The organism is Thalassomonas actiniarum (assembly GCF_000948975.2).
GTDB lineage: Bacteria > Pseudomonadota > Gammaproteobacteria > Enterobacterales > Alteromonadaceae > Thalassomonas > Thalassomonas actiniarum.
This window is the reverse complement of the sequence record NZ_CP059735.1, coordinates 5,226,508-5,241,721: the sequence shown is the minus strand read 5'-3', so window position 1 is coordinate 5,241,721 and position 15,214 is coordinate 5,226,508. Positions and strand designations below refer to the sequence as shown.

Sequence of the window (15,214 nt, the reverse complement as noted above, 5' to 3'; positions counted from 1 at the left end):
GAATAAGGAAAGCATAATGGAGCAAACTCCAAGCCAGGCGCTCACCCTGGAACAAAAACGTGAATTATTAAAAAAACGTTTGGCCAAAACTAAAGCAGCCAAACCTTCGGTGCCCGCTATCACCAAGCGGCCCGGTGAGCAAGACAGCGGCTGTGTCTTGTCTTTCGCCCAGCAAAGGTTGTGGCTGCTTGAGCAAATGGACGGCTCTAGCGCCCACTATAATTTGCCCGGGGCGTTGAAATTATCCGGGCAGCTGGACTTTTCTGCCCTGGAAAATGCCTTCAATACCCTGCTGAAGCGCCATGAAAGTCTGAGAACTTGTTTTGTCGAAGACGAAGCCGGAGAGGCGCGGCAAATGATCCGCCCGGCTGACCGCATCCGGGTGACGCTGGAAGATCTGTCCGGATTGGCATCCCCGGAGCAAGGAGAGATGTTAACAAGCTGTATTGCAACAGAAGCGCAGCAGCCTTTTGATTTGAAAAATGATCTTATGCTCAGGGCGAAAGTGCTGAAGTTGTCGGATAGTGAGCATGTGTTACTGGTTACCTTGCATCATATTGCCGCCGACGGCTGGTCGATGTCGGTATTGGTTAAGGAGTTCAGCGCTTTATATAGCGGTTATCAGCAGGGGCAGGCGGCGGTGTTGCCGCCTTTGCCGATCCAGTATGGCGATTATGCCCACTGGCAACGCCAGTGGCTACAAGGGGAAGTGCTGGATAAACAACTTTCTTACTGGCAAAAGCAACTGGCACAATTACCGCAAGTGCATAATTTACCCCTGGACTATGCCCGGCCCAAGGTGCAAACCTTTGCCGGTGATGCGGTGGAAAGTTTTATCGCCCAAGATCAGCTGATGAAGTTGAAAAACCTTTGCCGGGAGCAGGGGGCGACCCTGTTCATGGGCTTGCATGCCGCCTTCTCCGTACTGCTTGGCCGTTACAGTAATGAAAATGATATCGTTATCGGCAGCCCGATAGCCAACCGGGAACAGGCGGAAGTTGCCGGACTTATCGGCTTTTTTGTCAATACCCTGGTATTGCGTTGCGATCTGTCTGCCGCTCCCGGATTTAAAACCCTGCTGGGGCAGAGCAAACAAATGCTGCTCGATGCCTACCGTCACCAGCAGGTGCCTTTTGAGCAGATCGTTGAGCGTTTGCAGCCGGAGCGTAATTTACAGCACAGTCCGTTATTCCAGGTGGTACTGGTGCTGCAAAACAATGACGAAACCAGCCTGGAATTACCGGGGTTGAGCCTGACGCCGTTGGCACAGGAGAAAAGCCAGGCAAAATATGATTTAACCCTCACGGTTGAGGAAAGTGAGCAAGGACTCAGCCTGGAATGGGAATATAACCGGGATTTATTTAAGGCTGGCACCATCCAGGCCATGGCCTCAAGTTTTGAGCTGTTAGTCGGTGCCCTGCTCAATGAGCCGGAAGAAAATGTCCTGGCCTTGCCGGTAGTCAGTGAAGCCGGACGCCGGCAACAGCTGCTTGACTGGAATAACACTGCCGTCCCTTATCCGGAGTGCTTGTGTATCCATGAATTATTTGAACAGCGGGTGGAAAAAGATCCCGGGGCAACTGCCCTGATCCTGGAAAACCAGCAGCTGAGTTACGGTGAGCTTAATAGCCGGGCAAACCGCCTTGCCCGTTACCTTATCGAGCAAAAAGGCGTGAAACCGGATACCTTAGTCGGGATATCTCTGACCCGCTCCTTCGACATGCTGGTGGGCATTTTAGCCATCATCAAAGCCGGCGGTGCTTATGTGCCGTTAGATGCCAGTTATCCAGGTGCCCGGCTGGAATATATGGTTGCGGACGCCGGTTTAAACTGCGTATTAACGCAAAAAGCCCTGACTGAAAAGCTTCCCTTAGACAGCAGCCAGCTGTTGCTTCTTGATGATGACGCGCTATTAACCGAGCTTGGCAACTATAGCAGCGAAAATATTCCCTGTGCTTCCCTCACTCTTACGGCGGAGCATTTAGCTTATGTCATCTACACTTCCGGCTCCACCGGACAGCCCAAAGGTGTGCTGTTAGAGCATCAGGGTTTATGCAACCTGGCCCTGGCGCAAATCCGGGAGTTTGCTATCGAAGCAAACAGTAAGGTATTGCAATTTGCTTCCATGGCCTTTGATGCCGCCACCTCAGAATTCTTTACCGCATTGGCCCGGGGCGCCTGTTTAGTGCTGGCGAGCGAGCAGACGGTGAAATCGCCCGAGGCGTTAAACGCTCTGGTGAGTCAATATCAGATCAGCCATGCGACTTTACCGCCTGTGCTCTTGCCTCATCTTGATGCCAGGGCCTGGTCTTCGGTTGAAACCTTAGTGGTGGCCGGGGATGCCTGTGCCAAAGGGGATGCCCGTAAGTGGTCTGAAAACCGCCGTTTTATCAATGCCTACGGGCCTTCGGAAACAACGGTTTGTGCCACCATGGGCAGTTTTGAGCCGGAGCAGGAAAGTCTGCATATCGGGCGGCCGATCAATAATACCCGGGCCTATGTGTTAAATGATCTAGGGGCGCTTGTGCCTCCCGGTGTTGCCGGGGAGTTGCATATCGGCGGTGCAGGACTGGCACGGGGGTATCTCAACCGGGAGGCGCTCACGGCGGAAAAGTTTATCGAACTTGACCTGGGCGGCGGAAAAAACAAGCAGCGTTTATATAAAACCGGCGATCTGGTGCGTCAGCTGGCAGATGGCAACCTGGAATTTTTGGGACGTATTGATCACCAGGTAAAAATACGCGGCTTCCGCATTGAGTTGGGGGAAATAGAGCAGGTACTGGCTTCATGTGAGCAGGTGCTCGATGCCCTGGTGTTAGTAACTGAAAACGAGCAACAGGAACCTGCACTGGCCGCTTATCTTGTGGTTGAGGGCTACAGCGGTTACGCCGGGGATGAATTGGCAGATTTGCAAGATGCCATAAAACAGCTGCTTCAGCAGCGGTTACCGGCCTTTATGATCCCGGCATTTTTTGTGCTTTTGGATAAAATGCCGTTAACCGCCAATGGTAAAGTGGACCGCAAGGCTTTGCCGGAAGCACAAAGCGGCCGGTTAACATCTGCTTATCAGGCGCCAAGTGGCGAGGCCGAGCTGGCTTTGGCACAAATTTTTGCCCGTTTGCTGGGTTTGACGGAAAAAGAAATCAGCGCCTCGGCGTCTTTCTTCGAGCTGGGAGGTCACTCCCTGCTGGCAGTACGTCTGGTATCGGCTATCCGCGAGCGCTTCGCGATTGAAATGCAGGTCAAAGATGTTTTTGAATCCTCGGTGCTTGAGGTATTAGCTCGGCGGATCCAGAAGGCAGAAACGGGTGTTGTCAGAAAGCAAGTCACTGCCGTTAGCCAAGATAAAAAAGAGTTACCCGCCTCCTTTTCCCAGCAAAGGTTGTGGTTTATCGATCAGATGGAAGGGGGCAGCAGCCATTATAATATGCCCGCCGCCTTTATCGTGAACGGCAACTTTGATCTGGCGGCGGCCGAGTCGGCCCTGACAGAGATTATCCATCGGCATCAGGTATTAAGAACGGTATTTGCCGACAGCGATAGCGGTGTCAGACAGCACATTGTTCAAGACTTTGATTTTACCCTGGCCGATATCGATCTGAGCGCTGTCTCCGGGGAAGAGCAAAGCGAGCTACTGAAAGAAAAAATAAATCAGCAGCGGGCATATGTGTTTGATCTTAAAGCTGATTTAATGCTTAAGGTGACATATTTCTCACTGGCTGCTACCCGGGGGGCCTTAGTCTTTAACATGCACCATATTGCTGCCGACGGCTGGTCTATCGGCGTGATGTTACAAGAATTCAGTCAGCTATATCAGGGAGCTGTTTCCGGGCAAGTGGTAACGCTGGAGCCGCTAAGCCTGCAATACGGCGATTATGCCTGCTGGCAGCATGACTTTTTAGCCGGTGATGTGCTTGAGCAGCAATTGGCTTATTGGCAGCAGCAGTTAAATCAGTTGCCTTTGGTACATAACTTACCGCTGGACTTTGACCGGCCGAAAATCCAGGGTTTTGCCGGAGCGACAACCTCGCTGCAGCTCGACGGGGGGAGGTTAAAGCAGCTACAAGCGCTGGCGCTGGAGCACAACATCACCCTGTTTATGTTGTTGCACGGGGCGTTTTCCCTGGTGTTGTCCCGCCACAGCAACACAGCGGATATAGTGATCGGCACACCTGTAGCCAATCGGCTGCAAAAAGAACTGGAACCCCTGGTGGGCTGTTTTATCAATACCCTGGTGCTCAGGCTCGATTGCAGCGGCGAACAAAGCCTGGCGGATTTCCTTGCCCGGGTAAAAGATGTCAACCTGGAAGCACAACAGCATCAGGATGTGCCTTTTGAGCATTTGGTGGAGCACCTGAACCCGGTGCGGGATCTCGGTTATTCGCCGCTGTTCCAGATCATGTTTACCATGAACACCACCCAAAGCCAGGAGTTTGCCTTAGGGGAGCTTGATTTTACTCCACTAGATGAAGACAGGGTGGAGGCGAAATATGAGCTCACCCTCAATGCCATTGAGAGCGAAGCCGGATTAGAGCTGGTGTTTGAATATAACACAGCTCTCTTTAGTAACCAGCGCATTCAAGGCCTGGCACAGAACCTGACTATCCTGCTTGAGGATATGTTAACCGGGCAGGCGAGCAATGTCGGCAATTTGGCGTTACTCAGTGCGCAGCAGCAGGAGTTTTTGCTGAGCGGCGTTAACGATACAGCCAGGGATTACCCGCAAACGCCGGGCATCCACTTGCTTTTTGAGCAGCAGGTGGCGAAAAGCCCTGAAGCCATAGCCATGATCTGCGAGGGACAAAGCCTGACCTACCGCGCCCTGGATCAGCAAGCGGAGCAACTGGCACATTATTTAAAAGCCCGCGGAGTTGGCCGGGATGTTCTGGTGGGATTATGCCTGGAGCGCTCTTTTGAGCTGGTGATCAGCTTGCTGGCGGTACTTAAAGCCGGGGGCGCTTTTGTGCCTTTAGACCCCGCCTATCCGGAGCAGCGGCTGGCTTATATGCTCAGCGACAGCGGCCTTAAGCTGGTATTAAGCCAGTCGTCGCTGAAACATAAACTCGGCGACTATGCGTATGACACTGTGTTGCTGGATGATGAAAATACCAAAGCAGGCATTGACGCGTTTAAAGGGCAGCAAGGGGAGGCTTTGTCTTCTTCAGCGGCGGCAACGGATTTAGCTTATGTGATTTATACCTCAGGTTCTACCGGGCAGCCGAAAGGAGTAGCGGTAGAGCATGGCGGTTTAGTTAATCTTAATTACTTTGAATTGGAAGATTTTCAGGTAGAAGCGAGTTCACGTGTACTGCATCTGGTGTCCTTTAGTTTTGACCCAGCCATCAGCCATCTGTTTATTTGCCTTAATGCCGGGGCTACCTTGTACCTGACGGATAGTCAAAGGGATCTGTCACAGTTTATGGCGGAACATGACATTACCCATGGCATTTTTCCGGCGGCGCTACTGGCGGCGCAGCGTTATAGGGAGTTGCCTAAGTTAAAAGTCGTAGGCACGGGCGGGGAGCATTGCCCCAGGGATATCGCCGATTTATGGGCCAATAACCGCAGTTATTACAACCTATATGGACCGACGGAAACGACCATTACCGCAACCCGTGCAAGGCACCAGCATAAGATAGACAAGCACACCATAGGTTATCCCGTTGCCAATGTGCAGTGTTATGTTTTGGACCAGATGCAGCAATTGCTGCCTTTTGGCGCCGAAGGGGAGTTATATATAGGCGGAGCCGGACTTGCCCGGGGTTACCTGCATAAAGAGACCTTAACTGCAGAGCGCTTTATTTCAGCACCCTGGTCGGGGGAAAGGTTATACCGCACCGGGGATTTAGTGCGTTACCAGCAAGACGGTCAAATTGAATATATCGGCCGTATTGATGACCAGGTGAAAATTCGCGGTTTCCGGGTGGAATTGGGAGAAATCGAACACCTGCTGGCGAGCCAGCCACAAGTTAATTCTGCGGTTGTGCTCTTGCGTGAAGATACCCGGGATCTGAAGCAGCTGGTTGCCTATGTCACTTTAGAGCAAACGGAGCAGGAACCGGCCCGGGTAAGGGAAAGCTTGAGGCAAAACTTATCGGCGGCCCTGCCTGAACATATGGTGCCTGCTGTTATCCAGATACTCGATAACATGCCTTTTACCACCAATGGCAAAGTTGACCGTAAAGCCTTGCCGGTACCTGAGAGCCAAGATCAGGCGTTCTTTATTGCTCCTGAAACGGCTGCGGAAATCCGCCTGGCGGCTATCTGGGGAGAGTTGTTGGCAATTGATGGCAAAAAAATCGGCCGCAACGGCAACTTTTTCGCCTTAGGGGGCCACTCCCTGCTTTGTGTGCGCCTGGCGGCGGAAGTCAACGAGGTATTCGGACGGGAGCTGGCGGTTAAAACCATCTTCGAATATCCGGTATTACAGGCGTTGGCTGAGCGGATTGAACAAGACAGTCAGGATGTTCAGCAATTTGCTCCTGTTGCTATTGGGCGCAATCGTGAGACATATGAGGCTTCTTTTGCCCAGCAAAGGTTGTGGTTTTTAGATCAGATGGCAAGCGACAGCAGCCAATATAATATCGCCAGTGCCTTCAGGTTATCCGGGACTTTTGATCTTGTTGCTGCCGAAACTGCTTTTAGACAAATTATCAAACGCCATGAACCTCTGAGAACGGTTTTTGCCAGTGACGGTCATAAGCCGGTACAAATCATTAAAGAAGATGTCGATTTTTCTTTAAAGGTTATCGATTTAACCGAGGTGGATGCCGGCGGGCAAAAGCACCAGGTGTCTCAGGCCATTACCTATGATAGCGAGCTTTCTTTTGATCTGACCCGGGAGCTTATGCTGCGTGCCAGGGTATATACCCTGTCGGCAAGCGAAAGCGTGCTGTTATTGAATGTCCATCATATTGCCGCCGACGGCTGGTCTATGGGCATTCTGGTAAATGAGTTTGTTCATTTTTATCGGGCGGCGCTGGCGGGGGAGAATGCTGAACTGTCTCCGCTGAGTCTGCAGTATGTTGACTTTGCCCACTGGCAAAACAGCCAGCTAAGCGAAGCGCATTTAGCACCGAAAATTCAATTCTGGCTGGAGAAATTACGGGATATTCCCCAGGTACACGGCTTGCCGCTGGACCAGCCGAGAAAAGAGCTGGAACACAGGCAGGGAGCACAGGTTAGCCAGATCATTCCCGCCACGCTGACGCGGAAAATGAAAGACTTTAGCCTGAAGCAGCAGGCGAGTTTGTTTATGACCTTGCAGTCGGCTTTTGCGATACACCTGGCCCGCTGGAGTAATGAAACCGATATAGTTATGGGCTCTCCGAGCGCCGGGCGCAGTCAGAAGGCCTTTCATGGCCTGATTGGTTTATTCCTCAATACCCAGGTGTTCAGAACAGATCTTGGCGATAACCCAACCTTTATTGAATTGCTGTCAACAACCAGGCAGGAGCACCTGCTGGCAGGGGATTACAATGATGTGCCCTTTGAGTTATTGGTGGAGCACTTAAACCCGGTCAGGAGTTTGAAGCATACCCCGGTGTTCCAGGTGTTGATTAATATGAACAATACCCCGGGCACGGACGTCAGTTTTCCGGGGTTGAACTTTTCTTCATATGAAGAGGAAAAGGGCTTTGAAAATAAATATGATCTCACCCTTTATATCAACGAGTACCAAGAGCAGGGAGAAGATCTGATCCGCCTTGACTGGGTGTACGATAGCGGGCTGTTTAATGCCGAACATATCGAGCTGGCGGCCCGGGAATTTAATGCATTGCTGACGGCTCTGATGCAGACGCCGGAAACATCTGTGTTTTCCCATGCCTGGTCGGCGGCGGCAAGCTGGCAGCGGCTTCCCGAGACGGATAGTGTCCAGGAAATGCCGGCAGAAGGGAAGCCGGAAAATATTCTGTCCCTGTTTGAAGCCCAGGTGGCCAGGGGCGGTGATCGCGATGCGGTCGTGACCCAAGACAGCCGTTTGAGTTACCGGGAATTAAATCAGCAGGCTAACCAGCTTGCCGCCTTGTTGCAGGATAAGTATCACATCGGCCTGAATAGCCGGGTGGCTTTTGCCATGACTCGCTCGGTTGATCGTGTGGTGGCTATGCTGGCGATATTAAAAGCCGGGGCGGCATATGTGCCGTTAACGCAGGAGTTGCCGATAGCGCGTATTGCCATGATGCTGGAAGACTCTCAGGCATCCCTGGTGCTGACAGATGTTGAGACCTCAGCCTGGGCGGCTGAGTTCACCTCTCTGGCCGAAGTGCTGGTGATAAACGATGATGCCGTGATAATGCAGCGCCAGGTTTATCCGGGTGAAAATCTGGCATGTCCGGGCATTGGTGAGCAAACCCTGTCCCATATGATCTTTACCTCGGGTTCTACCGGACGCCCCAAAGGCGTTCTGGGTAACCACGGTGCACTTTATAACCGGGTCTCCTGGATGCACCAGGCTTTCCCTTATCTGCAAGAGGAAAGAGCAGCCCATATTACCTCTATGGCCTTTATCCGTGGGGTGTGGGAACTTTGGGTGCCCCTGTGTGGCGGAGTGGCGTTAGAGCTGTTTGACCGGGATGTGGTCAAAGATCCAAAAGCCTTTTTGCAGCAGCTGACAGAGCGCGGGGTAACCCGTATGGTCACCGCTCCTTCTTTGATGCGGGCGATAGATGCCTATTTGAGAGTTGAGCCGGAGTTTTCCGCCCGGCTGCGTTATTGGTTTGTCAGCGGTGAGGCCCTGGCGACTTCGTTAGCGCACCAGTTCGTAGAGCGTTTGCCAGAGACACAATTCGTTAACCTGTATGGCTCCACCGAAGTCTTGTCTGATGTGCTTTTTTATGGCGTTACCGGCCGGGAAACCCAGGCTTATGTGCCGTTGGGACAGGCCATTTCCGGTGTGGCCACTACTGTGGTTGACCGCAGCGGCAACCCGGTGCCGCCGGGCATGGTCGGTGAACTTGTGGTGGTGGGTAAAAGCGTTACTTTAGGTTACGCCGGTTTGAAGGAATTAACTAAGCAGCAGTTTATCAACACTCCCGCCGGGCGTGGTTACCGCACCGGGGATCTGGTGCGGATCACCGGGCAGGGCCAGGTGAGTTATCTTGGCAGGATAGATCATCAGTTAAAAATCCGCGGTTACCGCATTGAACTCAGTGAAGTGGAAAGCCATTTAATGCAGCTGCATTTTATCCAGGATGTAGTGGTGATGCCTTACGGGGATGAACCGGCGTTAGCCGCGTATTTTACCCTTAAGCAGCCGGTATCTGTGGATGAGGGCAATATTCAGTCGCTGATCCGTACCGAACTCAGCACCCGTTTGCCTGCTTATATGTTGCCGTCGGTCTTTATTCCGCTTAAGGAATGGCCGTTAACCCCTAATGGTAAGGTGAACCGTAAAGCCTTACCCGAGCCTGATCATGCCCATCTGGCGCAGGATTATCAGGCACCTGAATCTGAAGGGGAAAAAGCCCTGGCGGCCATCTGGTCTTCCTTGTTGTCGGTGGAAGAGCAAGTACTGGGACTTAAGGCGAACTTTTTCGAATTGGGAGGGCACTCGTTGCTGTCGGTGCGCCTGATTGCCGAAATTAAGCAAGCCTTTAATAAAGCGCTGGCGGTACGGGATATCTTTGAACATCCGCTGTTGGGACAGCTTGCCGGGTTGATTGCGCAAACACCTGAAATGCTTGATGGCGGTAAAATTAAGCCGGTAAGTGCTTTACTGAAACAGTTGCCGACCTCTTTCTCCCAGCAAAGGTTATGGTTCCTGGATGAGATGGACGGTGGCAGTGCCCATTACAATATTCCTTTTGCCCTTAAGGTTGAAGGAGATTTCTGCCCAGAGATTGCCCGGGAGGTTTTTAACCGCATCGTAGCCCGCCACGAACCGCTGCGTACTGTGTTTAGCAGCACTGAAGGCGGGGAAGCGACGCAAATTATCATGGAACAGGCGGAAATCAACTTCGCCCAACATGATCTCAGCGATTTGGCGGCACAAGAGCAAGATCACCGGCTGCGGGAGTTGATCAGCGCAGATCAATCGGGATTATTTGATTTATCCCGGGATGTGATGCTCAGGGCAAGTTACCTGAAGATAGCCGAACATCAGGGAGTGTTGCTGATTAATGTGCACCACATCGCCTCTGATGGTTGGTCTACCCGTTTGATCATCAAAGAATTTTCATCTCTTTACCACGCACTGTCTGCCAAGGAAAGCCCAGAGCTGCCCGAACTGGCATTACGTTACAGCGATTATGCCCATTGGCAGCGCCACTGGTTCAGCGAGCATGTGCTGAAAGATCAGCTTAGCTATTGGCAGCAGCAATTAAGCGGATTACCTCAGGTACACCACCTGCCGCTGTCGGGTGTTCGTCCACAATATCAAACCTTTGCCGGGGCGGAATATTCCTGGTCGCTTAGTAGCGAACTGTCGCAAAAATTAAAGCAGTTTGCCGCCGAGCAGCAGATCAGTTTGTTTATGTTATTACACGGCGCTTTTTCCCTGGTGATATCCCGCAACAGCGGCGAATCGGATATTGTTGTCGGTACTCCGGTGGCGAACCGCCAGCAAAAAGAGCTGGAATCCCTGGTGGGCTTCTTCGTCAATACCCTGGTATTACGTCTTGATTGCTCGCCGGAGTTATCTCTGCAGCAATATCTGGAGCGGGTGAAACAAGTGAACCTGGATGCCCTGGCGCATCAGGATACCCCGTTTGAATACCTGGTGGAGCAATTGCAGCCACAGCGCAGCACGGCTTATTCTCCGTTATTCCAGATCATGTTTTCCATGGATACCAATGAGGATGTCAGCCTGACATTGCCTGAGGTCGCCTTGAGCCTGATTGAACCGGAAGAGGTCAGCGCTAAATTTGATCTGACTTTAAACGCGGTGGATATGGGGGATCAGCTGGCCTTTGATTTGGAATATAACAGCGACTTGTTTGCTCCGCAGCAGATACAGCGCCTGGCGCAACATATTGGTGTCTTGTTGGAAAATATCGTCAGTGACGGTAGCCAGCTGCAAAGGAAGCTGCAGGACATAACGGTACTGCCCCGCCAGGAGCAGGAGTACCTGGTGCAAACCCTTAACCAAAATGCCGACTTTGACAGTCAACCTCTAGCAATCCACCAGCTGGTTTCACAACAGGCGCTAAAAACCCCGGATAACACTGCGGTATTTTGCCATGAGCAGGGACTGAGTTACCGGGAGTTAGAGCAAAGGGCCAATCAACTGGCTTATCACCTTTGTCAGCAAGGGGTTGAAGCGGACAGCCTGGTGGGGATTTGTCTGGAACGCAGCCTGGATATGATGGTATCCCTGTTGGCGATATTAAAAACAGGTGCTGCCTATGTGCCTTTGGATCCCGCTTATCCTGCAGCGCGTTTAGCTTATATGATGCAGGACAGCGGCATGCAATACCTGGTTACCCGCTCGGATATCCGGGTATTGCCTGAGCAGCAGAAGGTCACGGCGATTTGTATCGATGAAAACAAGGTACAGCAGCTGTGGCGCTCCGGAGAATATGAGGGAGAAGTGCCTCAACAATGGCGGCCTGATAGCCTGGCTTATGTGATCTATACCTCGGGTACGACCGGGCAGCCTAAAGGGGTGATGATAGAACATGGCAGTGCCAGCTTGCATGTGCAGGTGATGAAGGAATATTTGCAGCTTAAAGGGCAGGATAATGTTTTACAGTTTGCCTCCGTCAGTTTTGATACTTTTATTGAGCAAACCTTTGCGGCATTAGCCACAGGCGCTTGTCTGCACCTTAGGGATGATAAGGTTTGGAGCAGTGAAGACTTCTATCGTTACAGCGACCGCCATCAGATCACGGTGACGGATTTATCTCCCGCTTATTTGATGGAGTTATTGCGGGAAAGTGAGCTTTCATCCAGCTATTGGCAGCAAACCAGTTTGAACCGGGTCGTGGTCGGGGGCGAAGCCTTGCCTTTGGGTATCCTGTCCAGGTGGCAGCAGCTGGGGCTGGCGGATACTTGCCGCCTGTTTAATGCCTATGGCCCGACCGAGGCAACCATTACCAGCAGCATCAGCGAAATAGATGTTGCCCGGTCCTGGCTGCCGATAGGAAAAGCCTTAACTGGCAGAGCCTTATACGTACTGGATAACAACCTTCAGCTGGTGCCGTTTGGTGCTACCGGTGAATTATATATCGGCGGCCCCTGTTTGGCCCGGGGTTACCTCAACCAGGCACAACTAACCGATGAGCGCTTTATCAGCTGGGAGCTGCCAAACGGACAGGCTTTACGCCTGTATCGTACGGGTGACAGGGTGCGTTATCTGGCCGATGGTCAGCTGGCTTTTGCCGGGCGTGTTGATGAGCAGGTGAAAATACGAGGCTTCCGTATCGAGCTGGCGGAGATAGAAGAGCAATTATCGCTGTTAGCCGAGGTTAGCGGTGTCGTGGTACTGGCGCGTGATGATGGCGATCAGCCGACGCGATTGGTGGCTTACTTGCTGCTTAACGGCAACGGCAACGGCAACGGCGACGGTAAACAGGCCATTGAGGGAATTCGGAGCGAATTGGCCAAGGTATTGCCTGCTTATATGCTGCCTTCGGTTTATCTGGTATTGCCTGAGTTTCCTTTGATGCCTAACGGCAAGGTAGATAAAAGCGCCTTGCCCGAGCCTGAAGATAACGGTGGTGATGGGGATTACCAGGCTGCAAGTAATGAAGCCGAGTTTACTTTAGTACGCCTATGGAGTGAGTTGTTAAATCAGGAGGCAGAAACCTTAAGCGTCAATGCCAACTTTTTTGCCCTGGGGGGAGATTCGATCTTATCCATCCAGCTGGTATCAAAAGCCCGTCAGGTGGGTCTTACCTTAAGTGTGAAGGATATTTTCGAATTCCAGAGCATACGGGCGCTGGCGGCTAAAGTGAAAACCAATAAGCAGGTGCTGGCACCACAGAAGGCGGTAGAAGGGGAGTTGGCATTATTGCCGATCCAGCATGACTTTTTCAGCGATGAAACCGAGCTTCATCATTACAATCAGTCGGTGCTGTTGACTCTGGATACACAGCTGGAACCCGAACATCTAAGGCAGATGGTTACGGCCTTATATCAGCGTCATGATGCGCTGCGTCTGCGCTTTGAAAAGACAGATGATGGCTGGCGCGGCTATCATCAGGCTTTTGACCAGCAGATGTTGGACTCAACCCTGGTATTTCAGCCGTTACCCGGAGAGGACTTTAGTGTCCTGACGCCGTATGCACAGCAGGCACAGTTAAGCCTGTCTTTGTCTGACGGCCCTATGTTTAAGGTGGTGCATTTTACCAATAACAGTAATGACAGCCGGTTATTGCTGATTATTCATCACCTTATGGTGGACGGGGTGTCATGGCGGATCTTGCTTGAAGATGTGGATACATTATTATCAAGCCAGGATCCTACGCAGCCTAAGGTATTGGCGGATAAAACTTCTTCTTTCCAGCAGTGGGGGGCATTTTTGCAGGATTATGCTCAAAGCGAGAGCTTGAAGCAGGAGCGCAGTTACTGGCTTGAAACCTTATCTTTGCCGTTGGCAACTTCGATTGCTCCACCTGATTCTGGTCCTGAAGCGCTTGCCGGGCAGACACAGTTGGCTAATGCCGGTTTTGAACTCACGCAGGAGTTAACCGGGCAATTGTTAGCACAATCGGGGCAGGGAGCCCGGCTGTCGATCAATGAGTTGCTTATCGCCGCGCTTTGGCTCGGAATGCAGCGCTGGAACGGACAAGCCGCGCTTCAGCTTGATTTGGAAGGGCATGGCCGTGAGTCTTTGACTGAGCAATTGGATTTAAGCCAAACGGTGGGTTGGTTTACTTCCCTTTATCCGCTTAGGCTGAATGATGGCGATGGCTATGGTGAAGGTAATCTGGAACAGCTGACGACCAAGGTGAAGCAGGCCTACCGGGAAATTCCCCATCACGGCATAGGCTATGGCATCTTAAAATATTTAAGTCAGGATGCCGCATTTGCGAACCTACCTGAGTCGGCGGTGCTATTTAACTATTTAGGACAATTTGATCAGGTAACTCGGGATAATGATGGTTTATCGGTGGCGGGTGAAGATGTCGGTTTAGCCATGAGTGAAAACAGGCGACAAACTCATGAACTCACTATCAATGCCCTGATTTCGTCGGCCTGCTTGAAATTCGATCTTGGTTTTAACCTGGCCCAGCATAGTCAAAGCTCAATTGAGCAGCTGTTAGTGTTAATAAAAACCGCCTTAACCGAGCTGATTGATTTTCAAGGGGAAATGCCGGAGGGGCTTGAAAGTGAAAGCTTGATGGTAAGTCCGGCAGAAGCTGGGGGGCAAGGGGATGATGAGGATTTAAGTGCCTGTATTATTAAGCTTAACCAAAGCCAGGCACAAACCAATATCTTTTGTTTACATCCCTTAGGCGGCACCGTCAGCTGTTATGCCGACTTAGCCACAGAGGTTGAAGATCAAGCCGCTTTTTACGGTATTCAAACACCGGCACTGGCAACTGAGCTGCGCTTTTTAACCATAGAAAGCCTGGCGGCTTATTATGTTGAAGGCATTATGGCGGTACAGGCCAGCGGCCCTTATGTGCTTCTGGGCTGGTCGTTGGGGGGCTCGCTGGCATATGAAGTAGCGGTGCAACTTGCGGCCAGGGGGCAAGAGATTGCCTATTTGGGACTCTTTGATGAAGCGCCTGTACTTGATTCCACGGATGCCGAGCCAGCCCTTTGGTATCAAAGGATCAAAGGTCTGTTTGAAGACGAGTTTGACTGGTCACCAATCGAGACTTGTACCCAGGATGCCGGTATCGCCGCTCTGGTGCAGCAAGCCATGACCAATGGTTTTGCCCCGGATGGTATTGAAGCCGAAGTCATGAGTCGTTATTTCCGCTATCTGGTTGATACCAGTTTGGCCCTTAATCAGTACCAGGCAAAATCTTCGTCTTTGCCGTTGGAGCTGTTTAAAGTGGCTAAGCCGGTATCGGAAAATAATGCCTTGGCCGATTATGGCTGGAGTGATATCAGCTCGGGGGAAATCGAGATTGTTGATGTTGAAGGTAAACACAGCGATATGGTGAAGCAACCCTATGTCAGCGCTCTGGCAAAGCGGTTGAAACTGTCCCTGGAGAGGTTAAATAATCAGACCGAAATCGTGATTTAAAATGGGTAACAGTGGCATGTGCGCTATTTATCCCGGCTGGTTATAGCGGCTTGTTTATCCACTATTTTGAGG

General features: G+C 51.6%; 1 protein-coding gene. It reads left to right on the top strand.

What is annotated here, in order from left to right; genetic code table 11:
* Positions 1-16: 16 nt before the first annotated feature.
* Complete coding sequence (locus tag SG35_RS22895) at positions 17-15,142, top strand: non-ribosomal peptide synthetase (RefSeq protein WP_044830442.1); 15,126 nt, start codon at positions 17-19, stop codon at positions 15,140-15,142.
* Positions 15,143-15,214: the final 72 nt, after the last annotated feature.

Excerpts from the sequence above, each read along its gene's own strand:
- SG35_RS22895 (WP_044830442.1), top strand. The coding sequence starts at position 17 with ATGGAGCAAACTCCAAGCCAGGCGCTCACCCTGGAACAAAAACGTGAA.